At 56.9% G+C, this 24,005-nt stretch carries 20 protein-coding genes and 1 tRNA gene; 15 read left to right on the top strand and 6 right to left on the bottom strand.

Annotated elements, in window-relative coordinates; translation table 11 throughout:
* Nucleotides 1-152: 152 nt before the first annotated feature.
* Complete coding sequence (locus RBB82_RS00170; RefSeq protein ID WP_433973101.1) at nucleotides 153-2,000, bottom strand: SpoIVB peptidase S55; 1,848 nt, start codon at nucleotides 1,998-2,000, stop codon at nucleotides 153-155.
* A 70-nt stretch (nucleotides 2,001-2,070) separates the two neighbouring features.
* Here RBB82_RS00170 and RBB82_RS00165 point away from each other — a divergent pair, with 70 nt between their 5' ends.
* The 4 genes from RBB82_RS00165 (at nucleotide 2,071) to RBB82_RS00150 (ending at nucleotide 5,512) form a co-directional block, all read left to right on the top strand.
* Nucleotides 2,071-2,568 (top strand): YybH family protein, encoded by a 498-nt coding sequence (locus RBB82_RS00165; protein WP_433973100.1) that lies wholly within the window; start codon nucleotides 2,071-2,073, stop codon nucleotides 2,566-2,568.
* A 46-nt stretch (nucleotides 2,569-2,614) separates the two neighbouring features.
* A complete protein-coding gene (locus RBB82_RS00160) occupies nucleotides 2,615-3,787 on the top strand; it encodes a VWA domain-containing protein (RefSeq protein ID WP_433973099.1) in 1,173 nt (390 codons plus the stop codon).
* Nucleotides 3,788-3,986: 199 nt separating this feature from the next.
* Nucleotides 3,987-4,574 carry a TetR family transcriptional regulator C-terminal domain-containing protein gene (locus tag RBB82_RS00155; protein ID WP_433973098.1) on the top strand — a complete coding sequence of 196 codons (588 nt, stop codon included), beginning with the start codon at nucleotides 3,987-3,989 and terminating at the stop codon, nucleotides 4,572-4,574.
* 125 nt (nucleotides 4,575-4,699) lie between these two features.
* Complete coding sequence (locus RBB82_RS00150) at nucleotides 4,700-5,512, top strand: SDR family NAD(P)-dependent oxidoreductase (protein WP_433973097.1); 813 nt, start codon at nucleotides 4,700-4,702, stop codon at nucleotides 5,510-5,512.
* 84 nt (nucleotides 5,513-5,596) lie between these two features.
* Here the strand turns inward: RBB82_RS00150 and RBB82_RS00145 are convergent, their stop codons facing one another.
* A complete protein-coding gene (locus RBB82_RS00145) occupies nucleotides 5,597-7,135 on the bottom strand; it encodes a glycoside hydrolase family 1 protein (RefSeq protein ID WP_433973096.1) in 1,539 nt (512 codons plus the stop codon).
* A 468-nt stretch (nucleotides 7,136-7,603) separates the two neighbouring features.
* Between RBB82_RS00145 and RBB82_RS00140 the strand changes: the two genes are divergently transcribed.
* On the top strand, nucleotides 7,604-8,458 hold the full coding sequence (locus RBB82_RS00140) for an ABC transporter substrate-binding protein (RefSeq protein ID WP_433973095.1): 855 nt from the start codon (nucleotides 7,604-7,606) through the stop codon (nucleotides 8,456-8,458).
* On the opposite strand, the gene RBB82_RS00135 is transcribed toward RBB82_RS00140, so the two are convergent.
* Nucleotides 8,394-8,897, bottom strand: a complete 504-nt coding sequence (locus tag RBB82_RS00135; protein WP_433973094.1) for a DinB family protein — start codon at nucleotides 8,895-8,897, stop codon at nucleotides 8,394-8,396. The genes RBB82_RS00140 and RBB82_RS00135 overlap by 65 nt on opposite strands.
* A 134-nt stretch (nucleotides 8,898-9,031) precedes the next feature.
* Here RBB82_RS00135 and RBB82_RS00130 point away from each other — a divergent pair.
* Nucleotides 9,032-9,105 (top strand) — tRNA-Gln (locus RBB82_RS00130).
* A gap of 229 nt (nucleotides 9,106-9,334) precedes the next feature.
* Here the strand turns inward: RBB82_RS00130 and RBB82_RS00125 are convergent.
* The 3 genes from RBB82_RS00125 to mutS form a co-directional block, all read right to left on the bottom strand.
* Nucleotides 9,335-10,828, bottom strand: a complete 1,494-nt coding sequence (locus RBB82_RS00125; protein ID WP_433973093.1) for an ABC transporter substrate-binding protein — start codon at nucleotides 10,826-10,828, stop codon at nucleotides 9,335-9,337.
* 122 nt (nucleotides 10,829-10,950) lie between these two features.
* The gene (locus RBB82_RS00120; protein WP_433973092.1) at nucleotides 10,951-12,144 is read right to left on the bottom strand and encodes an anhydro-N-acetylmuramic acid kinase; all 1,194 of its coding nucleotides are present in this window, start codon (nucleotides 12,142-12,144) and stop codon (nucleotides 10,951-10,953) included.
* Nucleotides 12,145-12,198: 54 nt separating this feature from the next.
* A complete protein-coding gene (mutS, locus tag RBB82_RS00115; protein WP_433975451.1) occupies nucleotides 12,199-14,865 on the bottom strand; it encodes a DNA mismatch repair protein MutS in 2,667 nt (888 codons plus the stop codon).
* Nucleotides 14,866-15,099: 234 nt separating this feature from the next.
* Between mutS and pqqA the strand changes: the two genes are divergently transcribed.
* From pqqA to RBB82_RS00070, 9 genes are all read left to right on the top strand, one after another.
* Complete coding sequence (gene pqqA / locus RBB82_RS00110; RefSeq protein ID WP_179586853.1) at nucleotides 15,100-15,186, top strand: pyrroloquinoline quinone precursor peptide PqqA; 87 nt, start codon at nucleotides 15,100-15,102, stop codon at nucleotides 15,184-15,186.
* A 10-nt stretch (nucleotides 15,187-15,196) separates the two neighbouring features.
* A complete protein-coding gene (gene pqqB, locus RBB82_RS00105; RefSeq protein ID WP_433973091.1) occupies nucleotides 15,197-16,111 on the top strand; it encodes a pyrroloquinoline quinone biosynthesis protein PqqB in 915 nt (304 codons plus the stop codon).
* Complete coding sequence (gene pqqC, locus RBB82_RS00100; protein ID WP_433973090.1) at nucleotides 16,084-16,854, top strand: pyrroloquinoline-quinone synthase PqqC; 771 nt, start codon at nucleotides 16,084-16,086, stop codon at nucleotides 16,852-16,854. Before pqqB ends, pqqC begins: the two co-directional genes overlap by 28 nt.
* Nucleotides 16,851-17,138, top strand: coding sequence for a pyrroloquinoline quinone biosynthesis peptide chaperone PqqD (gene pqqD, locus RBB82_RS00095; RefSeq protein ID WP_433973089.1), 288 nt, complete (start codon nucleotides 16,851-16,853; stop codon nucleotides 17,136-17,138). Before pqqC ends, pqqD begins: the two co-directional genes overlap by 4 nt.
* A gap of 5 nt (nucleotides 17,139-17,143) precedes the next feature.
* Nucleotides 17,144-18,268, top strand: a complete 1,125-nt coding sequence (gene pqqE / locus RBB82_RS00090) for a pyrroloquinoline quinone biosynthesis protein PqqE (protein ID WP_433973088.1) — start codon at nucleotides 17,144-17,146, stop codon at nucleotides 18,266-18,268.
* Nucleotides 18,269-18,341: 73 nt separating this feature from the next.
* Nucleotides 18,342-18,788 (top strand): Fur family transcriptional regulator, encoded by a 447-nt coding sequence (locus RBB82_RS00085; protein ID WP_433973087.1) that lies wholly within the window; start codon nucleotides 18,342-18,344, stop codon nucleotides 18,786-18,788.
* Between the two features lie 63 nt (nucleotides 18,789-18,851).
* Nucleotides 18,852-21,095 carry a catalase/peroxidase HPI gene (gene katG / locus RBB82_RS00080; RefSeq protein ID WP_433973086.1) on the top strand — a complete coding sequence of 748 codons (2,244 nt, stop codon included), beginning with the start codon at nucleotides 18,852-18,854 and terminating at the stop codon, nucleotides 21,093-21,095.
* Between the two features lie 652 nt (nucleotides 21,096-21,747).
* A complete protein-coding gene (locus RBB82_RS00075) occupies nucleotides 21,748-22,857 on the top strand; it encodes a Fic family protein (protein WP_433973085.1) in 1,110 nt (369 codons plus the stop codon).
* 287 nt (nucleotides 22,858-23,144) lie between these two features.
* Nucleotides 23,145-23,978 carry a phosphatase PAP2 family protein gene (locus RBB82_RS00070; protein WP_433973084.1) on the top strand — a complete coding sequence of 278 codons (834 nt, stop codon included), beginning with the start codon at nucleotides 23,145-23,147 and terminating at the stop codon, nucleotides 23,976-23,978.
* Nucleotides 23,979-24,005: the final 27 nt, after the last annotated feature.

Raw genomic sequence — 24,005 nt, 5'->3', positions numbered from 1 at the left:
TTTTGGCGCATCGCGTTACTCGCAGCGCCTACTCTTTGATGCTACAACACCCGGCCGAGCAAAAAGAAAAACATCGACAGACCAAGCCCACCAGCATTACGTCCCTGTAACAAAACGTTCGTCAGCACTTGCAAAAACTCACGACGCCCAACCTATTTCACTACAAGATTTAACACTTGATATCCACTCACGGCATACCCTGCATCGACCGATCCCGCCTCCACCACGCTCTCACCCGTTAGTTGCATCTTCTGAGCCTCCTTCAACGGCTCCAACACATTCGCCATCGAGAGCGGCACACCCGGCAACGCCTCGCCATCCAGCACCGCCTGCGCCGCATGATCCAGCAACGTTACGTACACGCGATCGTTCGCATGCATCCGGTTCATCGCAGCCACCGCATCGGCCAGCCCCACCGAGCGGTCCGCTCCCGTTCGTGTCGTCAGACGATCCACCGTCCCGCCATCGCTCACCACCACCCGCATCGGTCCCGCACTCAACTCCGCAGGCAGCTTCACCTTCAAACGAACCAGCCTCGCCTCTGCCTGATAAGGGTGCAGCGTCGCCTCTACTTCAATCTCGTCGCCCGCATGCGCCTCAATCCGGCCCAGTCGCGCTGACTCAAGCACCGCCGTCATGCGCGATGGAATTGCCTCAACCTTCAGCCGCAATCCCGTCACCACCGGCTGCTCCAGCGCATTCCCATATACCTTGCTGAAGCGGTCATTCACTAGCAGTGCCGCATTGATCGTTGCCGGATTGAACTCACTCTGCGCCATCAACCCCTGCATCCGCACCGGCGGCAGACCCTTTACGTCGATCTCTCCTGTCATCCGGTAGCTCAACTCTTCCGCAGCAGTGTTGTTCGTCTGCAGGCTCTGATAGACCGATACCAGCATCGCCGACGGCGTCAGTTGCCGATTGTCCAGCACCTCAAAGTGAAACGTCTTCGTCTGTGACGGCGCTGCCTTATCCATATTCGGCGGCGGCACCACCTCCACCACGACAGGAATCATCCGCGCCTCAACACCGAAGCGGCCCATAATCGCCGACGCACGATCTTCCGTAAACGCCCCAACCGTCTCCGTCGTGTTGATGATCTTGAACGCATTGAGCGGTGACGCCAGCGTAGCCAGAACCATCGCCTTCGTCATCGGCATATCCACCGGCCCATACTGCGTTATCGGGTGCCCACACGCCAGCAACCGCTTCGGGTCAAGATATGTCACCGTGCAGGTCCCCGCCATCGACAGATCCCCTCGCACCAGGATCGCACTCACGGCGCTTCCGGGCACCAGAGGCTCCGGCTGCACCGCTGCCGAATCCGCACCACCCAACCCAACCACCGGCGTCAATCCCATCGCGCGGAATCGATCGCCAAACCGCTCCACCGTCTCTTCGCTGAACCCGCCGAAGACCAGGGGAGTCTCCATGGCCCGCATCTCCGGTTGGCCCGCAGTCTCCGTGCTCACGCTCGCCAGCTTCATCCCCCCTGCGCCGTCATCATCGCGAACCTGCAGCATCGACTCGATCGGCGTAATCCCCGCAATAGGCTCTTTACTGAACTGTCCGATGCGATAGCTCAGCGCACCCACCAATCGTCCTTCGATGTACACCGGACTGCCACTCATGCCCGCGACCACGCCCGTATACTCCGGCTTGTCGCCATGCAGACGCGCCAGAATCATGTCCTGCCCAGGCCCCAGCGCCTCTTTCAACACGCCAAGAATCTCCACCTGCATCGGTTCCGGGTTTACCCCTTCAAAGACCGTGTAAGCGACCCCGCGCATTCCACGCTTCACCTCAGACAAAGGGAAGAACTTCGTCACCGCAGGAGCAGCCGGAGGCATCGGCACCGGACTCCATCCACCCGCTGCTGTAGCCACCATTCCAACGCTCGGCGTTTGTGCCCGAGCCTCACCCACCAGCATTGAACCCGCAACCATCCCGCCCAATGCCAGACCGAACATCCACCATCGAGTCTTTACCGCCGCAATCACGTCTACAGACTACTAGAAACGGCCATCGAACGGCCCGTCAGTTATGCGGTATGCGAATATATGAGGCACGATGAACCGGAGGGACCTGCTCACGACCGCCTGCCGTGCCGCGCCCTGCGTGCTGCTGACGACCGCCAGCGGTCAATCGTCAACTACACAGCAGTACTCGGGTTTTGCCGAGCAAAGAGAGTCACTCAAACAGACCGGCGACGCCATCCGATCTGCGTTCGCGCGCGGCGATGTAGCCGGCATCCTTGCATACCACCATCCAGAAGTGATCAAAGCGCTCAGCTACCAGAAGTATCTGAATGGAATCGAGGCTCTCAGGCTCGACCTGCTCGGAACGCTCGAAGCCGTCAAGCTGGAGTTCATCGACAACCAGATCGAAAGCACCTTCTTTCAAGGTGAAACGGCGGTTGAAGAGAGCCTCTTCGCAATAAAAATAACCCCAAAGGCAGGGGGCGCCTCGACCACCTTCAAAGGTCGTTCCATGGTGGTTTACGTGCGCTATCCCCGCAGTCCGACAGGTTGGGCCTCGATCCGAGAGATCGTGCAGCCTGCGACGTAAACAAAACGAATAGAAGAGCCGTCCAACATTCGGAGTAAAGTTTCAGATGATGACCATCGCCTCTCACCATCAGGCCCGTTGCCTTCTTCTAGCCCTCTGCCTCTCCATCCCCGCCCTCCCATGCGCCCACGCGCAGGATGCCCCCTCCAGCCAGAATCCACCGCAAAAACCCACCGCCGCGCCAACCGACGAGCCCGGCCCACAAACCGACAGCGGCGACATCGTCCTCAAAAAGAAAAAGGAGGCCGACGAGCCTCCGCCGCCTCCAGTGGCTCCCGAAGCCCCCAAGGTCAAAAACCCGAACAACGACACCTACTCTCTCCGCATTGATGTGCCCATCGTCAACATCGACGCCAACGTCATCCTCGACAAGACACACCAGTTCGTCCCCGGCCTCAAGGCCAATAACTTCCTTATCCTCGAAGACGGCGTGCCCCAGACCGTCACCAGCGTCCGCACCACCCAGACGCCCATCACTGCCGTCATGCTGCTTGAGTTCGCCGCCAACAGCTACTACCTCATCAACGACATGCGCAACGCCTCCTACACCTTCTTCCGCACGCTGCGCAAAGACGACTACGTCGCCGTCATCACCTACGACCTCCGCACGCACATCCTTACCGACTTCACCAACAACAAGGACCTCATCGCCCAGTCGCTTCAGTCCCTGATGATCCCCGGCTTCTCCGACACCAACCTCTTCGACGCCCTCTACGAGACCCTTGACCGCACCAGCCGCATCGAAGGCCGCAAGTACATCATCCTCATCGGTTCCGGCCGCGACACCTTCTCCAAGCTCACCCTCGACAAGATCTACGCCAAGGTCAAAGCCGCACAAAACGTCACCATCTTTACCATCAGCACCGGAGCCATGCTCAACGAGATGAGCGGCGGCGGCGGTCCTCGCGAACTCGACTACCTGCAGGCCCAGAACCAGCTCAGGACCTTCGCCTCGATGACCGGCGGCCTCAGCTTCGCTCCCGTCTTCCAGGGCGAGCTCCCCGACATCTTCGGCACCATCAACGACTCCATCCGCAACGAGTACGTCCTCACCTACCGCCCCACCAACAACAAAAACGACGGCAGCTATCGCAAGGTCAAAGTCCTTCTGGTCGACAACGAAGGCCACCCCCTCCGCATGCAGGACGAGAAGGGCAAACCCCAGAAGTACTCCGTCATCGCCCGCGATGGATACAACGCCAAGCTCCCCGTAGAGTAGCTGTCGCCGCAGTCTCTGGCCGTATCACCACCGAACCAGCCACAAAAGACCACCAAAAGACCACATAACACCACCCAAATGACACCATTTTGGAGCGAGTCGTCACCAAAACACCCTGAACATAGGAAAGCTGACATCATCATCCTCCGAACCGTATGCACGGTTGCAATAATCGACCGACCAGTCTAATATAAAGATTGTGAGCTCCGAGCTCAAAACCCGCGAGCACCTCATCGAGGTTGGCCTTAAGCAACTTCATCTGTCCGGCTACACGGCAACCGGCGTAAAGGAAGTGTTGGATCTTGCCGGAGTGCCAAAAGGCTCCTTCTATCACTACTTTCCCAGCAAAGAGACCTTTGCGGTGGAGGTGCTGCAGCGATACGCAGACCAGGAAGCCCGTCGCGCGCAACGAGTGTTGGGAGATGTATCGGTGCCTCCACTTAAGCGCCTGCGGACGTACTTTGAGGAGTTGATCCGCGTCTACGGCCCAGACGCCGAGATCAGCGGTTGTCTTATCGGCAACCTGAGCCTTGAGGTCGCCGACCATAGCGCGAAGCTGCAAAATCAACTGCATACCGTGTTCGTCGTCTGGCAAAGCGGAGTTGCAGGTGTTCTACGCGAAGCAATCGAGCTTGGCGAACTTAAACGATCCACCGATCCAGATGCGTTGGCAGAGTTTCTCTTGAACAGCTACGAGGGCGCTTTAGTGCGCATGAAGGCGGATAAGAGCAAAGCTCCACTTGAGATCTTCCTGCGCTTCGCCTTCGAAGTCCTCTTGAAGAAATAGCAGGGAAGCCCGAAACACGCCCTAACAAAAAGAAAAAAATATTCATGAATCTTGGAACCAACCGGTCTACTCTAAATAAGCAAACCAGCACACCGGTTTACATCTCAGCTTCATGGAGAATCATCATGTCGACCTCAAGCTCTTCTTCCAAAGGCACAGCTCTCATCACCGGCGCATCGACAGGTATCGGCGCCGTCTACGCGGACCGTCTTGCACACCGCGGCTATGACCTGATCCTCGTCGCTCGCAACGGCAAACTCCTCAGCGAACTCGCAACCACACTCTCTGCAAAGACCGGCCGCAAAGTCGAAGCCATCGCAGCAGATCTCACCAATAAGGCCGACCTGCGCAAACTCGAAGATCGCCTCCGGACGGACACCTCCATCACCACGCTGGTGAATAACGCTGGCTTCGGTGGTGTCACCTCCCTGATCGACTCGAAGATCGACGACATGGAGAATATGGTCGACCTGAACATCACCGCGCTCCTCCGGCTGACCTCTGCGGCGCTGCCTGGCCTGCTCGAGCGCAAACATGGTGCCATCATCAACATCGCATCGGTCGTCGCGCTGCATCCCGAGCTGCTGAACGGCGTCTATAGCGGAACCAAGGCTTTTGTCTTGAACCTGACGCAGTCGTTGCACAAAGAAGTCAGCGGCAAGGGCGTTCAGGTGCAGGCTGTCCTTCCCGGCGCAACAGCCTCCGAGTTCTGGGATCGTGCAGGCATCGGCGGACATCAGAATCTTCCCTCCGAGATCGTGATGAGTTCAGAAGAGATGGTCGATGCGTCGCTCGTGGCATTTGACCGTGGAGAGTTGGTCACCATTCCTGCGCTTCCCAACGTCGAAGACTGGCAGAAGTTTGAAGCCGCTCGCGTCGCGCTCACTCCATTGCTCTCGAACAAACACTCAGCGGCAAGGTACGGAGTCCGCAGTTAACTCAAAGACACACCGGCATCATCAACAGGGATCTCAACTTCAAACAAGTTGAGATCCCTGTTTCTCGTTTCTTGTCCGCGAGCGTTATACGTCCAGCCGATTAGAGGCAGCAACTCGCCCGTACCATAGGCCCGAATCCTTGATCGTGCGCTTCTGGCTGCGAAAGTCCGTATAGATCAATCCATAGCGTTCGGTATAGCCCTCTGCCCATTGGAAGTTATCGAGGAGGGACCAGGCATGGTACGCGCGAACTTTTGCTCCATCGGCGATCGCGCGCGCCAACTCGGCGAGCACCTCACGGTACCACTGGATGCGGCGCACATCAGGTACGCGGCCCTGCTCGTCGGGACTGTCAAGATAACCGCAGCCGCTCTCGGTGATCTCGATGATGGGGTGGTTGTAGTCCTTCGAGATCTGGGTGACGAGGTCGTAGATTCCGCGCGGCCATACTTCGAGACCTGAGTCGGTCAGCGGCCCCTCGGTGGGCATGGCGGCGCGGAAGCGTGTGTAGGGATCGCGGCCACCCGGTGAGTTGTTTTCAATCTCAGTGCCGCTGAAGTTACCGCCGCCGAGAAACTTCTCCTTGCTGGCATCCGCGACGATGCGGCGTGAATAGTAATGAAAGCCGACCCAGTCCAGCGGCGCGTGAAGCAGTTTTTCATCGCCTGCTTTGAAGCCCATCACGTCGTACGGCGGCTCTCCGACGAAGGCTTTCGGGTAGCGGCCATACATAGCTGCTTCGAGGAAGAAGACGTTGTTCATGGCATGGTATCGAGCGGCGGCTGCGCGATCGTCGTCTGAATCCGTCTTCGGGTATGCGGGGGCCATCTCGTATGCGCTGCCGAATGCTGCTTTGGGTGAGGCGGCTTTGACTGAGCGGTGTGCCTCGGCTTGAGCGAGCGCAAGGGTGTGCGCAGCTTTCAGGAAGTCGCTGAAGCTGGTTCGGCAAGGAGGTGCAGCGCCTGCCGCATACCCCATGAAGGCGATCGCCCAGGGCATGTTGAAGGGTGCCCAGATTGTGATTCGATCCCCGAGATGTTTGGCCAGAATGCCCGCATAGTCTGCGAAGTAGTTGGCAAGATCGCGATTGGGCCAGCCTCCACGATCTTCGAGTGCCTGAGGGAGATCCCAGTGGTACATCGTGCACCAGGGCCGTATGCCGGCAGCGAGCAAAGCATCCACGAAACGGCTGTAGTGATCGAGGCCCTTCATGTTCGGGGTGCCAACGCCCGTAGGCTGAATGCGCGGCCAGGAGATGGAAAAGCGGTGGCTCTTCTGGTTGAGGCGTTTGGCCATTGCGATGTCTTGCGGATAGAGATGATATTGATCGCAAGCCACGTCGCCTGTCACGCCACCTCTTACCTTTCCAGGCGTGTGAGTGAATTTGTCCCATATCGATTCGCCCTTGCCGTCCTCGTTCCACGCGCCTTCCACCTGGTATGAGGCGGTGGCGGTGCCCCAGAGAAAACCTTCGGGGAACCGCGCCGCCTCTATCAAGGAATCTGGCACCTTCCCGGGAACTTGCTGTGCCGAGGCTGGCACAGCGGCATAGCCGTAGTGACGATGCAGTGCGACCCCTGCGACTGCGGCTAATGAACGTGATGCAAATTGGCGACGGTCCACAGAATGCTCCTACTTGCAGACGGTAACGGTCAGCGAACGCCTGTATATTGCACTTTCAGTAGAGACACATCGTATCAATACCAGAAACCTCGATCGCAACCGCTTCTAAATTTCACTGCGACTGGAACATGCAGCAGAGACAATTCTGTCAAGCCCTGAAACGCCACAACCCATTGCAAGATAAGGACTTCTGCATGGCGTATTTCCTTGACCCAGGTAGCTATACTGGATGTAGAGGTCAAAAGACAAGGCGAATAAGACAGAGTCACGCTGAATGCGGAGTAAACCTATTTAAATCAATATTTTGCACGTAAGTCATTTTGAATGAATATTTTGCAGGTATGTTCGGTTGTTAAGTTGCTGAAAATAAATATTTTACGCGCAGGATACCCCAGGGGGGAGGGGGTACCTCCGAACGCGAAACACTAATTTACACGCGTAACAAACGAGACGACTCCGAGAGATGAAATGCGAATAGCTTCCCTGCAACCCTCGATCACCATCACGCTCGCCGCCCTGAAGCGTCTGGATCACCTCAGCGCCTGCACCCGCTACTGCCTCGAGGCCCTCCCCGAACTGGCAGAGCGAAATCCTCACATCCTCCACGACAGCTGGACCGCAAACACCGACGAGATCCTCGCGGCCAAACCTGATCTGGTGATCGCCAGCGTGCCCTACCGTATGGAATCGCTCGCGGCGATCCTCAAATCCGGGCTACCCGTCCTGACTCTCGCACCTCACAGCCTCGCCGATGTCTACAACGACATTCGCCTCATCGCCGCAGTCGTCGACGCACGGCTTGAAGGCGAAGCCCTCGTCGCCGAGATGCAGTCCGCCGTCGAAGCGACACGCTTCTGCAGCGCGCAACGCTCCCATACACCAACTGTCTACTGCGAAGAGTGGGGAAAGCCTCTCATCCACTCCCAATCTTGGGTCGCCGAACTCGTCGAAGCCGCGGGTGGCCGCTACCTCGGCATACCCGGAGCCCACACCACTGCAGAGGACGTCGCCGCTGCCGATCCCGACGTCCTCCTCTTCTCCTGGTGCGGAGCCGGTTCCCGCGTCCCGCTGGAGCGAGTCATCGCGCAACGAAGCTGGCACCACCTTCGAGCCGTCCGCGAGCGCAGAGTCTTCTGCATTCCTGACCAGTTCCTCAACACCCCGGCCCACACACTACTTGAGGGCCTCGCGTGCATCGCGGCGACAACCCATCCCGGCCTCCACCCACCCCACCCCGGTGTGATTCAACTCCGCAATCTCAGCGGGGACGAGGCATCGTCAGATCAAGATCCGTCGCTGTCATCTGCTTGGTCAGCAAAATAATCTGGCCCACATGCTGTTGCACATGCCCAACCACCTGATAGATCGCCTCGAGCACACTCACATCGCGTCCCTGCGGAGTGATTCTCTCGGCCATCCGCTCAGCCGACACAGCAGAGATCACGCTCTTAGCGTCAGCCATCGTACTTCGGAACAAAGCGATCAACTCCCCTCCAGTCCTGCCCCCATCGGCACTAAACTCCGTATCCCTCACCCTGATATCAGTCGCCCCACCCACCCCGTGGATCAGCCACTGCCGCGCATTTCCACAAAGATGTAAAACAAGATTTCCGACAGCATTTTCATGTGCTCCCTGTCGCTGCCAAACCTGTTCATCACTCAACTTGCGCAGACAGACCTCAAGGCACTCGGTCATCTGATCCAGCCTGCGACAGGAAACTTCCAGAAAGTCACGAGCAATCGCATCATGCAACATAGTCATAACCGCAATTCTACCCATAACGGAACATATGGTAGCGGCCCAAACGTTGACCTTATCTCCTTCACCTCGTACACTCTTAGAAGGCAGTCAGCGAGCACCCGTTCGCGACGCAGAGCGCACCACGCTACGCACTTTGCCCCCTAGTTCAATGGTAGAACAGTCGGCTCTGAACCGATCAATCGGGGTTCGAATCCCTGGGGGGCAACCAACGGCATTACCCCATAAGGCTCACGGGGTCGGAGTTGAACCCCCTGGACTGGGAATTCCCTGTGAATCCCTGCCGGATTCGGATGTAAACACGGCGAAAAATTCACTTGGCCAACATATGAGATGGCACAAGTCGAGGTCGAACGACTAAGGTTGCTACAAGAAGCCTGATATTCCTATTACCATCGTTGCGTGCGAATCCATAGGGGCAACTAACCCATGCGATCGTGCTACCGCACCACCCATGCGTCCCGCAAAAAATCAAAGCTTCCTGCACCCCGCGCTACAACTCCTTGCACGCGACGAGTGTGAATCACTTCGTTATTCGGATACCAAAGCGGTATTCCCGGCAACTCTTCCGACAGAATCTTCTGCACCTCAACATAGTCAGCCTTTCTCACGGTTCGGTCCGTTGAACCCGCAGCATCTGCGAGCAGCGCATCCACGTTGGGGTTGGAATACCGGCCACGATTTCCTCCCTTCGGCGGAAAGCTGCCCGAACCGTACGCATACCGAAAGATATCCGGATCTTCGTTGCTCCCAATCCATCGCAGCGCATAGATCTGAAACGCGCCTTTGGTCACATCGGCATAGAACGTTCCAAACTCCGCCGACCGAATCTCCAGCCGAATCCCTGCTGCACGCAACTGCTGTTGCAGCACCGCCGCCATCAGCCGTGTCGTCTCGTCCGTGCTCGTCTTCAGGGTCAGCCGCAGCCTGACCCCGCCTTTGCCAACAGGAAAGCCAGCCTCATCCAATAGTCTTTGCGCCCTACCGACGTCATTGGGATATTGCTCCAACTCCGCATCTGAAGCCGCAGCCCAGTGTCCTGTAGGCAGCAGTGTGTCAGCCAACCTTGCTTGCCCTCGCCAGATCGCGTCTACAATCGCCTGCCGATCGATCGCGCAAGCGACTGCCTGACGCACCCTCTTATCCTTCAACAGTGGATCTGTAACATTGAATGTCACATAAACTACTGGAGAACCCACCCCCGATTCCACTTGTAGATTGGCCGCGCTCTCCAGCGTGTGCACCATGTCCAAAGTCACCACGTTGCTGGCGAGATCCGCGGATCCCTTCTTCAACTCCAGCGCGCTCGTTATCGCATCCGGCACAACCTCGAACCGCACTCGTTCGATTCTTCGTGCATCTGCAGGCACCTCGGGGGATATCGACCAGTAGTGCTGATTTCGCTCCAGTATTACTTCTTTATCCTGCACTGCACTCACAAACTTGAACGGCCCAGACCCAATTGGGCGCAACCCGAGGTCTCTTCCACTGCCCCGAGGCACTACTCCAAACAATCCATCGCTTACATTGAACAGCAGCCCCGCATCGGGTCGCCTCATGTGGACTACCACCGTTAGCCGATCCTTCGCCTCCGCCCGATCAACTGTCGCAAAACTCCCAGACTTTGCCGTCACGAGTGAGCCATCAATGAGGCTCTCAATGGTATAGGCCACATCGGGCGCCTCAAGGGGCCGCCCATCGTGGAACCGTACCCCGTCTCGCAGATGAAACACCCATGTCAGCGCATCCGGCTGATCCCAACTCGCGGCTAGCCAGGGTTGGAGTTCGTAGTGCTCATCTTTCTTGACGAGCGCGTCGAAGATAAGTCCACCCACTCGTTCCGACTGAGCATCCGTCCCTTGCCGCAGATCCAGATTGTTCGGACTGCTTTCGAGAATCATAACGACCGTGGATGGATCATCGACATGTCGCATACATCCACACAAATTCAGGCCAAGCAGTACTATCAAGCCGCCGCAGATTCGACGTCCTAGACATAGCAACCTTCTGAAATATTCGCGATTGCACGCCACGCTTGACCAATTCAACGCACAACTCATCCGTAGCTAACCTTCCCCAGCACAACAGCACGTTGTGCGCCGGTTGCCGCCGGCACATTCCCAGAGAATCCACTCCAACTCAACCATGCCAGTAGCGCAAACGCAATTGCTTCTTTTGCCTGGGCAGGGACTCCGAACTCGTCCATCAAGCGGAGCTTTACGCCGAGAGGTTCAAGGCCATCACGCAACATCCCCATAAGGGCGCCATTCTTAGTTCCACCTCCTGCCACCACAAACTCTACTCGCGACAGTGGAGCCGCCTGTCCTACATGTCTCCACACAAATTTGCGGTATGCATCCAGAATTGAAGCGGAGGTTAATGTGGTCGCGGTCGCAATCACATCTTCATCAGGCACATCACGAGCAGCGTTCCGACACATAGCAATAAACTGAGAGACAAACCTCTCCCCAAACTGCTCTCTCCCGCACGACTTTGGCGGCGGGGAAGCGAAGTACTCTGTTGCGAGCACCTGCTCCACCACTCCCGGCACCACCTGCCCGCTACGCGCCACCGCTCCGCCTCGATCAAACTCTCGCTCGTACAATCGCCTCATGCAAGCGTCGATCACCATATTTCCAGGTCCCGTATCGAACGCCATGATGGCGTCCACACCGCCCTCCGCAGGAATCGCGGTCAAATTTCCAATCCCACCGAGATTCTGCAACACCCGGCTCACCTTCGCTGAACGAAACATGCAGTAATCGAGCATCGGTACCAGAGGAGCGCCCTGCCCACCGGCAGCGATATCTGCAGGTCGCAGATCGCTCACGACCGGCACTCGCAATCGCTCCGCGATCACTGCCGCTTCACCGATTTGCCAGGTTGTTCGAAGAGGTTTTCCCAGATATTTTTCTGCAACTCCCTGGTGATATACCGTCTGTCCATGGCACCCCACCAGCGCCGCCTTCAAGCCAAGCTGAATCTGTGCCTTCTCAATCGCATCCGCATAGATTTCGCCTAGTCGCCAATTCAGCCTCGACAGCTCGGCAACCGAGATCGCATTTGCATCCATTGCCTGGAGAACTGCAGCTCGTAATGCCTTTGGATATGCCGAACCCACATGCCCCAACAGCTTCACGCGAGGTGTTGAACTCCCATCTTTCGCCGGGGAGACCTTGCAAATCGCGACATCTACTCCATCCACCGAGGTTCCACTCATCACCCCTGCCACCACCATCGTCTTAGCCAACTCAACAACCTCCGAGAGTTCTCAACGAATCTTTGTTAGCTCATGTCAGAGCAGCTACGCACTGCCCTTCAACTCCCTTTGCAGCTCGGCAAGCAAATTCAACGCTTCCCTTGGGGTCAACCCGTCGACATCCGCCTCTGCCAGCCGATCCACAATCCTTTGCGACAAAGGTGTAAACATCGTCATCTGTACTGTCTGAGTTGGCGAAGCCTCTCTGACCTGCTGTGTTTCTGCTCGCTCATGCACCTTCAATACCTCGCGCGCTCGTGCGATAACGCTTGCAGGCAAGCCAGCTAGCTTCGCCACCTCGATTCCGTAGCTCTTGCTTGCCGGCCCAGCTTCAACCGTGTGCAAAAACACAATTCCCCCTGAGGTCTCTTTAACCGTCACGCGCAGATTCGTAAGTCGGGCCAGCCGCTCAGACAACAACGTCAGCTCATGATAATGCGTTGCAAACAACGTCCGTGCACCAATCCGGTCATGGAGATGTTCAACCGTGGCCCATGCCAGACTCAGACCATCATAGGTGGCCGTACCTCGTCCCATCTCATCGAGCAGTACCAGAGACCGATTCGTTGCAGTGTTTAAAATTGCTGCCGTCTCGGTCATCTCGACCATAAAGGTGGACCGTCCCCGCGCCACGTTGTCGCTCGCCCCAATCCGCGTATAGATGCGGTCCACGAGGCCAAGTCGCATCGCTTCAGCGGGAACGAAACAGCCCATCTGTGCCATCACAACCAGGAGTGCCGCCATCCGAAGGTAAGTGCTCTTACCTCCCATGTTCGGTCCCGTGATCAGCAGTACGGCAGGTCCTGCGTCAGCGTTTACGTGGACCGAGTTAGGCACGAACCGTCCGCCACCCGATTCTTCAAGCCGCCTCTCCACGACCGGATGACGAGCCTGCACAAACTCAAGCACTCCTGAACTCTCCACCTGCGGCCTGACCCACCCACGCAGCGCCGCAAGGTGTGCGAAGCAGCCAAGCAGATCGATCTCCGCGATCTTCCGAGCCGTCTCACGCATTCGGCCTGCGGCATCCAGCAACTGTCTCCTCAACTCGGCGAATATTTTGCGCTCGATCTCTCCGCTTCGTTCTTGTGCGGTGAGAATCTTCGTCTCATACTCTTTCAGCTCCGGAGTCGTGAATCGTTCGGCATTCACCAACGTCTGCTTGCGCTCGTAGTCAGCCGGAACGGCCTTCGCATTCGCTTTGGTTACTTCAAGGTAATAGCCAAAGACGCTGTTGAAGCGCACCTTCAGTGAGCCAATTCCCGTTCTCTCACGTTCACGTTCCTCAATGGACGCGAGTGCCTGCCGCCCACTCCGGCTCAACTCACGAAGCTCATCCAGCTCTGCATCGACACCCTCGCGAATCGCCCCGCCGTCACCCAGTGACACTGGCGGCTCATCCGATATCGTCCTCACAATCATCTCGTGCAGGTCTTCCAACGGATCAACGCTCGCGGCTAGCTCCCGCCATCGCCCCGCTTCAAACATGTTCACTCCCGCTACGACTCCCGGGACACAGCCCAACGTATTCGCCAGTGCCATGACCTCTCTCGGCCCGGCAGAATCCAACGCTACCCTTCCCAAAAGCCTCTCCAGATCGAGAAGCCCATCCATCGACCGCCGCAAGCCCTCACGCCGTCGCAGATCCTTTGCAGCTTCACCGACCGCATCGAGTCGCGCCTCGATCTCCGCCAAGTCGCTCGCCGGCCTCAGCAGCGACGCCCGCAGCAGGCGCTTTCCCATCGGCGTACAGCAAGCATCCATCGTATAGAACAACGTCGTCTGCACCGACTCACCAGAAAACAGCGGTTCCACCAGCTCAAGATTCCTCACACTCACTGCATCAAGTTCGAGACAGGTCGACCGCTCGTAAAACCGCAGTCCATCGACATGTTCCAATCCGCCCTGTTTGGTCGCGCGCATGTAGTGCAGAAGCGCTCCTGCAGCGACTGCCGCAGCCTCATGGCCGCCCAATCCCATCCCATCCAGCGAGTGCACTTTGAAATGGTTTCGCACCAGCGGTATCGCATACTCTGCGGTAAACACCCACTCCTCGACCGCAGTCTTGGTCCGGATCGCGTCCAATCCGGTTGCCGTCTCGTCTTCGCCTGCTAGATTCACTCCACCCAGCAATCCGTTTCCATAGAGCAGTTCGACAGGGCGCACGCGTCCCAACTCATCGACGACACTTGCCCAACCACCCTGTCCGCTGAATTCGGTTGCTTTGAACTCCCCCGTTGAGAGATCCACCAGTGCCAACCCACAGACCATCGTTGACCCTGCACCAAGCACCGCCACACTTGCCAAATAATTACTTTGTTCCGCACCCAATGTTGGATCAAGCGCTGTCCCAGGCGTCAGTACCCTGGTCACCTCCCGTCGCACGATCGTCTTTGTCTGCTTCGGATCCTCCATCTGTTCGCACAGGGCGATCTTGTAGCCTTTGCGCAGCAATCGCTGCAGATACGTCTCCGCCGCGTGGTACGGAACTCCGCACATCGGCTGTTTCTTTTCTTTATCGCGAGCCGTCAGAGTTAGCTGCAACTCCTTTGAGACCAGGATGGCGTCCTCATAGAACAGTTCATAGAAGTCGCCAATTCTGCAAAACATGAGGCAGTCCGGGTATTGCTCTTTGGCCGCAAAATATTGGCGCATTACCGGAGTCAACCCAGCTGCTTCACTCGCCAAATTTGCTATCGTATCGTTCGTCATCGCAGAACCGCAGAATATCGTACTGGCACTCATAAAGAGCGGTTTCGTTCGCTCTGCCTGTTCAAAACCGGTGACATTGCACGAGCCAATCCACCCGCTATCCCGTCGTTTTATGAATAAGAGATTTCTTTCTATTCGAATATTCGATACAAAACGGTTCGCCCATTTGCACGTAAGGACAGGATGGCCTAGACTCGGAGATAAGTTGTTCTGATCTTTCCCGAGAGGTTTTTCATGACACAATCGACCTGGGCCACACCCGACTTCGAAGAAATTTCCCTTAACTGTGAGATCAACTCTTACGCGCCTGTAGAGCTGTAAGCAGGGCTGTGTGAGGATTAAAGTACTGGGGGCCGCTGCAGGTGGCGGCCTACCGCAATGGAACTGCGCTTGTACTAACTGCTCTGCTGTACGGAACAATGAACCAAACATCCGTGCACGCAGCCAGTCTCAGTTGGCAGTTTCTGCTGGAGATGACTCGTGGTTTCTGGTCAACGCATCTCCAGACCTTCGGGACCAGCTGATCAATAACCCAGAACTTCATCCAAACTCAACGAATCACCTGCGCGACACTCCCGTGGCCGGAGTGATTCTTACGAGTGCCGATCTCGACCACGTTCTTGGTCTTCTCTTGATGCGTGAGTTTACTCCGGTTCGCATCTACGCCACCCGGCCCGTCATAAGCATCCTCAAGAAAAATAGCTTCTTCCAGATGCTTGATCGTCTCCCAGGGCAGAGTCGTTGGACCACCATCGAACCGGGTGTCAGCTTTCATGCTGGAGAAAATTTAGTCTGCACTCCCATCGCCTTGTCCGGCAGTCTCCCTGCTTACGTCCGAGAAGAAGAGAGGGCGGATCTGGACCTGACCGGCGCAACCATCGGCGTTCTTCTTGAAGAAGTTAACGGTGCTCGCATTGCCTACCTGCCTGCACTCTCATCCGTCTCACCTTCATTGAAGGAACTTCTTCGTACCTGTTCAGCTATCCTTGTTGACGGAACCTTTTGGAGTGATGACGAGCTTCAGAGCATCCAACCAGGAACTGCTCCGGCCCGTTCCATGGGGCATCTTCCTATCAGCGGCCAGGATGGCTCTCTTTCGACTCTTCGCGACCTGAACGGCATGCGGAAGATATACACACATATCAACAACACAAACCCGATCTTGAATGAGCAGAGTTCGGCGCGTCGGCAAGTGGACGACGCAGGCTGGGAAGTGGCATGGGACGGACTAGAGATAACGATCTAGAGCAATCTGAAGTCGTTTTGCTCGACAAGACACAGTTGCGTCAGCGCCTGCAGCAGGTTGGTGAAGCGATGTACCATCACCGCCACCCTTTTCATCTGCGTATGCACGCAGGCGAACTGACACGAGGGCAGATGCAGGCATGGGTATTAAATCGTTACTACTATCAAAGCTCGATTCCCATCAAAGACGCCATTATCTTGTCCAAGTCCGATGATGCCGGCTTTCGTCGGGCATGGCGAAAACGCATCGTCGATCACGACGGCGACACCGGAGTTGGCGGCATCGAGAAGTGGCTGCAATTAGCTGAGGCCACAGGTCTCGACCGCAGTTATGTCGCCCGGGGCAATGCCATTCTTCCCGGAGTTCGCTATGCAGTCGACGCCTACATCGATCTGGTTCGCAATGGCAGTCTGCTGGAGGCAGTCTCCTCGTCGCTCACCGAGTTGTTTGCCGGACAATTGATTGCATTGCGTATGGACGCTCTCGCCAAATATTATCCGTGGCTGCAACACGGCCTCGCTTACTTTCAAGGGCGATTGACCCAGGCTCCGGAAGATGCCGCATTTGCATTCGACTACGCCTTCGAGCATGCCGACACACCTCACTTGCAGTCGGTGGTCGTTCGATCTCTGGAGCGAAAGTGCGCTCTACTCTGGGCTCAGCTCGACGCTCTTCAATACTGCTACGTCGACCCGGGATCACTTCCCCCGCAACCTCTTTTGTTTCGACCAGAGGCATCATGAGTGAAGCAATCCCCGACTCGAGAGTGCCGCGTCTGGCAATCGGATGTCGTGTACGCACTCTCTCGGCGGACGAAGCGATGCTTCTGGTTCCGGAGGGCGCGTTGCGCCTCAAGGGTGCAGCCAGCGAGATCATCTCCCTGATCGACGGGCATCGTTCCGTTGATGCCATCGCGAGTCTGCTCCAGGAAAAACATGCCTCCAGTGAGGCTCCCCGCATCGCTATTGAGGTGAAGCAGTTCATCGAAAAGCTTCACGCACGTAGCGTCCTCCTCTACAAGGATTAGGTTCCATGGAACTGGCAGTCACACCTCACGCAACAGCAAGCACTGCGAACTCCATTCCGGGGCCGCTTTCGCTGGTGGCGGAGGTCACCCATCGATGCCCGTTGCACTGCGTCTATTGCTCCAATCCGCTCCAGATGCAGTCAAGCGAAGGTGAGTTGCGCACGGAAGAATGGGTGCGAGTCTTTCAGCAGGCTTCAACGCTAGGGGCGCTTCATCTTCATCTCACTGGCGGTGAGCCTTTGGCGCGCCACGATATAGCAGACCTGGTAAGGGCAGGCAGGGAAGCGAATCTCTACGTCAATATGATCACATCGGGCCTTGGGCTTACTGCCGACCGTCTGCGTGAACTTGAAGACGCCGGCCTCGAACACATTCAGCTGAGCCTGCAAGATTCAGATGAGCAAAAAGCAAACGAATTCGCAGGCGCTCGTGCACACGCCCACAAGTTAAAGCTCGCTGAATTGATTCGCGCGCGAGACATGGCGTTCACCGTCAACGTGGTGGTGCATCGCGAAAATCTCGACCACCTTGAAGACATTCTTGCTCTGGCCGAATCGCTCGAACCGCAAAGAATCGAAGTTGCTCATGTCCAGTACTACGGATGGGCTCTGACCAACCGCGACAGACTCATGCCAACGCCATCGCAAGTGGAGAGGTCTGTCCGGTTGATTGCGGAGGCTCAATCGAGACTGAGTGGACGTATCCAGCTACAAGCTGTGCTGCCGGACTACTATGCGCGCTACCCCAAGACCTGCGTTGGCGGATGGGGGCGGCAGATGATGCTCATCGATCCTTCAGGACAGGCGCTCCCATGTCATGCTGCCGGTATTATCCCCGGCCTGGAGTTCGATTCGATCCGTATGCACAGCGTGCAATGGCTCTGGGAACAATCGCCTGCGTTCAATCGTTTTCGCGGCCACGACTGGATGGTTCAGCCATGCAGCGATTGCGATCGAAAAGAGATAGACTTCGGCGGATGCAGATGCCAGGCATTTCAGCTGACAGGCGATGCCGCAAATACTGACCCCGCCTGCAGTCTAAGCGACCAACACGAAAAATTAGTCGCTATTACTCAAGCGCCTCCAGTGAACACCGCACAGTGGGTCTACAGAATCCTCTCAAGTTCGTAGTCCAACCCATCGCTCATGGTGTGATATTTCCACAGTTTGACGAACAACAATAATTATCGTTTACTAGCTTCTGATGCAGACTTCTTCCAGCGTCGAGACTCGTTCCTTTCGTGAACTTTGTGTGGATCACGGGCTAACCGCGACCCACCAGCGCCAGGTTCTCTACGAAATAATGCAAACAATGCCTGGCCACCCCAGCCCGGAAGAGGTCTACGCACGGGTCAAGAAGCGTATACCCGCGATCTCCCTCGCGACGGTTTATAAAAATATTCATCTCTTCGTCGAAAGAGGCGTGCTAAAAGAAGTCAGCATGCATCACGGCTCCCTCCGAGTCGAACTGAACCGCCACCTCCACCACCACATGGTCTGCTCGCATTGCAAGGCCATCACCGACATCGAAGAAAAGGATCTCGGCGTTCTTCCCGCGCTGCAACGATTGCCCGGAGGCTTTCGAGCCGAACGCTACGCTATTGACGTCATCGGAATCTGTTCCGCGTGCCAGAAAACCAAACGTAGCTAACACTATCCACTCGCTAACCAACCGTGGGACACGGTTCCCAGCAATGAGAACGAAGGAGCAAAAATGTCAGATGAGATGAAGTGCCCGGTACCACACGGCAACGGCCCAAGCGCAAACGTCACCGCCACAGAGACGGCCTCGCCCAAGCATGGCGCTGTCACGCTCAACTCGCGTAAGATCACGCGCAACGAGCATTGGTGGCCTGACCGCCTCGATCTCGCCGTCCTGCATCAGAACACCAAGCTGGTCGATCCCATGGGGCAGGACTTCGACTACGCGGCAGAGTTCAAGACCCTTGACCTCGACGCCGTCATCAAAGATCTTCACGCCCTGATGACCGACTCACAGAGCTGGTGGCCCGCGGACTACGGCCACTATGGCCCGTTCTTCATTCGCATGGCATGGCACAGCGCCGGCACATACCGCACCCACGATGGCCGCGGCGGCGCAGGCATGGGCACGCAGCGTTTTGCGCCGCTAAACAGTTGGCCCGACAATGTCAGCCTTGATAAGGCTCGCCGCCTGCTATGGCCCATCAAGCAGAAGTACGGCAAGAAGATCTCATGGGCCGATCTCATGATCCTTACCGGCAACGTCGCGCTCGACTCGATGGGTTTCAAGACCTTCGGCTTCGGCGGCGGTCGCGCCGACGTCTGGGTTCCGCAAGAAGACATATTCTGGGGTTCAGAGCACACGTGGCTCGGTAGCGACCGTTATCAGGGGGAGCGTAATCTCGACAATCCTCTCGCTGCCGTGCAGATGGGTCTCATCTACGTGAACCCGGAAGGCCCCGATGGCAAGCCCGACCCCGTCGGCTCCGCACGTGACATTCGCGAGACCTTCGGCCGCATGGCCATGAACGATGAAGAGACCTTCGCCCTCATCGCCGGTGGCCACACCTTCGGCAAAGGCCACGGCGCATATGACCCCGGTCCGAACGTCGGCCCTGAACCCGAAGGCGCACCCGTCGAGCAGCAGGGCCTCGGATGGAAGAACGGCAAGGGCAAGGGCCACTCGGAAGACACCATCTCCTCCGGCCTCGAAGGCGCTTGGACCAGCAACCCCATTAAGTGGGACATCGAGTACCTGGACAACCTCTACAACTTCGACTGGGCCCTGAAGAAAGGCCCAGGCGGTGGCTGGCAGTGGTACGCCGTGAACGAGGAAGCTAACTTCCCTGACGCACACGTCAAAGACAAGAAGCACCTGCCCATGATGTTCACGTCGGACCTCGCACTCAAGTTCGATCCGGCCTACGAAACGATCGGCAAGCGCTTTCAGAAAGATCCCGCCGCATTCGCCGACGCCTTCGCTCGTGCATGGTTCAAGCTCACACATCGCGACATGGGTCCGATCGTCCGCTACCTCGGACCGCTGGTTCCCAAGGAGCAGTTGCTCTGGCAGGACCCCGTCCCCGCTGTCGATCACGAACTCATCGGCGAATCGGACCTCGCCGCACTGAAGGAGAAGATCCTCGCATCCGGTCTCTCGATCTCGCAGCTCGTCTCGACTGCCTGGGCAGCGGCGTCGTCCTTCCGCGGCTCTGATAAGCGCGGTGGAGCGAACGGTGGACGCATTCGCCTCGAGCCGCAGAAGAACTGGGAAGTGAACCAGCCTCTCGTGCTCGCGAAGGTTCTCAGTGCGCTCGAGGGAGTTCAGAATGACTTCAACGCGACGGGCAAGAAGGTCTCGCTCGCCGACCTGATCGTTCTGGGCGGTTGCGCTGCGGTTGAAGCGGCTGCGAAGAAGGCCGGATACAACGTTACTGTCCCCTTCTCGCCTGGCCGCTCGGACGCTTCGCAGAAGCAGACGGATGTTGAGGCCTTCGCTCCCCTGGAGCAGACGGCGGACGGCTTCCGCAACTACCTCCGGCTCGGCCACACCGTGCGCGCCGAAGAGTTGCTCGTCGACCGGGCGCAGTTGCTGACTCTGACCGCTCCTGAGATGACCGTCCTCGTTGGAGGCCTGCGCGTCCTCGGTGCCAACTACCGTGGCTCGAAGAACGGTGTCCTCACCACGACGCCCGAGACTCTGACAAACGACTTCTTCGTCAACCTGCTCGATATGGCGACAGACTGGAAAGCATCTTCTACAGCGGAGGGCTCGTTTGAAGGATTAGATCGCGCGACAGGTGAGATTAAGTGGACCGCCACTCGTGTGGATCTGATCTTCGGTTCCAACTCTCAACTACGGGCCATCGCGGAAGTCTATGCATCGGCCGACTCGAAGGAGATCTTCGTGAAGGACTTCATAGCCGTGTGGAACAAAGTCATGAATCTCGACCGCTACGACCTGCGCAAAGCGTAGTTCGTCGGTTGTACCTCAACTCCGCAAAAAAGAAGGGCTACCCAAGGGTAGCCCTTCTGCATATCCCTTTCCTGTTACCTTCGGCACATAGTTCAAGGATGTAAAGACGGTTTAGGAACTCTTAAGAAACGCCGAGGATCACGCGGAATGTTTCCGCAAGGCAGTGCGGTCGACAAGCGAGCTGCACAAGCAATGTTGTAAGGATCATGTTCCGAATCTGTTTGGAACGGAGGATTGCACACACTCTCAAAAGGCGGGAAAACACTATTGCACCTTATGACTCCCGCGACCTTTGTCTTGGGGCCACCCATCATTCGAAAGTCCTTCAGAATGATGGCGGGGACGACGGGGCTCGAACCCGCGACCTCTGCCGTGACAGTGAACTGGAAAGACGTAACTTATTGGAAACAGGCGTAGCGGATGGCTCCTTTAGCGCCCTGAGACACCCAAAGTAACCCTTATTGAACCCTTATCGAACCCACGACCTCTTTCCTGTAGACCTCTGCCCACGACCTTTGCCTTAAGGCAGAGGTCGTGGGTTCGTTAGCGATTTTTTGCGGAGATGTGCCTAAGTTATCTCCGCATGTCCCGCGGAGATAATCCTTCCAGATGCGGAGATTAGGGCCTATAATCTCCGCAAGGAGTGCGGAGATTGAGCAGGTACATCCATGAGCTCAAGGCCTGGCCCAACTTCGATTGGGATCGCAAACGCCTGATTGAACCACTAGCTACCGTGCGCCACGAACAGGGGCGATTACTGGGCCGGATGGAAAATCTCGGCTTTCGGCTTCAGCAGGAGGCCCTCTTGGTGACCCTCACGGAAGACGTTCTCAAGAGCAGTGAGATCGAGGGCGAAAAGCTCAACGAAGAACTGGTTCGGTCCTCCATCGCAAGACGACTGGGCATGGATATCGGCGGCCTCCAGACCGTCGATCGAAACGTCGAGGGTGTGGTCGAGATGATGCTCGATGCGACGCGCCAATATGACGAGCCCCTGACTGGGGAGCGGCTCTTTGGATGGCATGCCTCGCTCTTCCCAACCGGCCGGAGCGGAATGAAGAAGATCACTGTCGGCAATTGGCGCGACGACGCCGAAGGCCCCATGCAAGTCGTTTCCGGTCCGGCAGGCCGACAACACGTTCACTTCGAGGCACCGGTCGCCAAGCGTCTGAATCACGAGATGCAGACATTTCTCAACTGGTTCAACGAAGCTAACGAAAAAGACTGGGTCGTGAAAGCTTCCCTGGCGCACCTCTGGTTCGTAACAATTCATCCTTTCGACGATGGAAATGGCCGCATCGCGCGCGCTATCGCAGATATGAGTCTTGCTCGGTCGGAACGGAGCTCACAGCGCTTCTACAGCATGTCGGCGCAGATCCAACAGGAACGTCGCGCTTACTACGATCATCTTGAGCAGGCCCAGCGCGGCGCGATGGACATCACGAATTGGATGGCATGGTTTCTCGACTGTCTGGGTCATGCCATTAACTGCGCGCAAACGACGCTCGGGACCGTTCTTGTCAAAGCTCGCTTCTGGGAATCCATCGCAGCCGTTTCCCTCAATGAGCGCCAGAGGCTCGTCCTCAATCGCCTTCTGGACGGATTTGAGGGAAAACTCACGACGTCAAAGTGGGCGAAGCTGGCGAAGTGCTCACAGGATACGGCCACTCGCGACATCCTTGCCCTCGTCCGCCAAGGTGTCCTGAAGCGCAATGCCGAGGGTGGTAGAAGCACGAGCTATTCAATTGCTCTCCAACCATAGATCCGTTGAAAAGCGATCAGCGGAACTTGCCAAACAAGGAATAGAGACCAAAGTCTGAGAATCTGCGTGGCACAAATGAACACGGTCAGCGGCATTCTCGAGCAAAGGGTTCCTGACCCGTCAAATTATATTGTCGGTTCATCAGAACCTCACAGATTACAGGAACTCAGTCCATCCGCTTCACCGTGGAGCTTAGCATCGGAGGTTGTTCCGCTATATCCAGATATGCCACAGAAAGGAAGTTGCGCGTGAGGAAGGCGTTGAGCATTGGCGCTTAGGTGAAACTATTGTTTTCTACTCGGGGCTGTCTCCCATGCTTATTACTATTTTTCGGCATCATTGCGGGCGTCGGCCCAGCGAGTACTGCGCTTGCTTCTGATCCAGCGACCGTTGGTCAGAGTCCTTCGGTCAATTCTGCAAATGCGCTACCCGATGCTCCGGGACCTGTAAATTCTGCGACCGAGCTTGGCCTGCCGCTGGCGATATTTAAGGACCAGATCCCAATCTGGACCAGCCCTGTAAGGATCAGGACGCATGATCTATGGTGGCTGTTGCCACTAGGAGCGGCGACGGGTGTCGCGCTGGCGACGGACACGGACGTCATGCGCGACATATCACGCGATCGAAGTTTCAATAAGGACAACGTGAATGCAGCGAACATTCTGTTGGGCGGCGAAATTGCAATTCCGGTCGGCCTATACGGCTTTGGGCTTTTGAATGGCAACGCACATGGACGCGAGACGGGTATCCTCAGTGCCGAAGCGCTAGCGGATAGTGTCGTGGTAGAGCAGGTCGGGAAGATTATTTTTCTACGCGAGCGTCCTCTCTACAATGACGCTGCCGGCGATTTTTTTGCACCGCATGTAGGTGCAAACGGATCGTTTCCCTCTTCGCACAGCATGCTAGCGTGGACTCTGGCAGGAATAGTGACGGCGGAATATCCCTCTAAATGGATTCAGGTGGGCATGTGTACCATCGCCTCGGGCGTTAGTCTCACCCGCGTCCTCGGACAGGAACATTTTCCAAGCGATGTTCTCATTGGCGCGGTCACCGGATGGATGATCGGGCACTACGTATTCGAGAAACATCAGGTAAAGCACATTTCGAAGTCTAAAAGATGAGCCTCGGACCAGGCAGCCTAACGGCAG

The organism is Tunturiibacter lichenicola (assembly GCF_051013355.1).
Taxonomy (GTDB): domain Bacteria; phylum Acidobacteriota; class Terriglobia; order Terriglobales; family Acidobacteriaceae; genus Edaphobacter; species Edaphobacter lichenicola_F.
This window is presented reverse-complemented; position numbering and strand designations above follow the sequence as displayed.

Bases quoted from the DNA above. Each gene is read 5' to 3' on its own strand.
- RBB82_RS00165 (WP_433973100.1), top strand. From the start codon at position 2,071: ATGAACCGGAGGGACCTGCTCACGACCGCCTGCCGTGCCGCGCCCTGC.
- RBB82_RS00160 (WP_433973099.1), top strand. From the start codon at position 2,615: ATGATGACCATCGCCTCTCACCATCAGGCCCGTTGCCTTCTTCTAGCC.
- RBB82_RS00150 (WP_433973097.1), top strand. From the start codon at position 4,700: ATGTCGACCTCAAGCTCTTCTTCCAAAGGCACAGCTCTCATCACCGGC.
- RBB82_RS00140 (WP_433973095.1), top strand. From the start codon at position 7,604: ATGCGAATAGCTTCCCTGCAACCCTCGATCACCATCACGCTCGCCGCC.
- RBB82_RS00135 (WP_433973094.1), bottom strand. From the start codon at position 8,897: ATGACTATGTTGCATGATGCGATTGCTCGTGACTTTCTGGAAGTTTCC.
- RBB82_RS00125 (WP_433973093.1), bottom strand. From the start codon at position 10,828: ATGCGACATGTCGATGATCCATCCACGGTCGTTATGATTCTCGAAAGC.
- mutS (WP_433975451.1), bottom strand. From the start codon at position 14,865: ATGACGAACGATACGATAGCAAATTTGGCGAGTGAAGCAGCTGGGTTG.
- pqqA (WP_179586853.1), top strand. From the start codon at position 15,100: ATGACACAATCGACCTGGGCCACACCCGACTTCGAAGAAATTTCCCTT.
- pqqC (WP_433973090.1), top strand. From the start codon at position 16,084: ATGGGACGGACTAGAGATAACGATCTAGAGCAATCTGAAGTCGTTTTG.
- pqqD (WP_433973089.1), top strand. From the start codon at position 16,851: ATGAGTGAAGCAATCCCCGACTCGAGAGTGCCGCGTCTGGCAATCGGA.
- pqqE (WP_433973088.1), top strand. From the start codon at position 17,144: ATGGAACTGGCAGTCACACCTCACGCAACAGCAAGCACTGCGAACTCC.
- RBB82_RS00085 (WP_433973087.1), top strand. From the start codon at position 18,342: ATGCAGACTTCTTCCAGCGTCGAGACTCGTTCCTTTCGTGAACTTTGT.
- katG (WP_433973086.1), top strand. From the start codon at position 18,852: ATGTCAGATGAGATGAAGTGCCCGGTACCACACGGCAACGGCCCAAGC.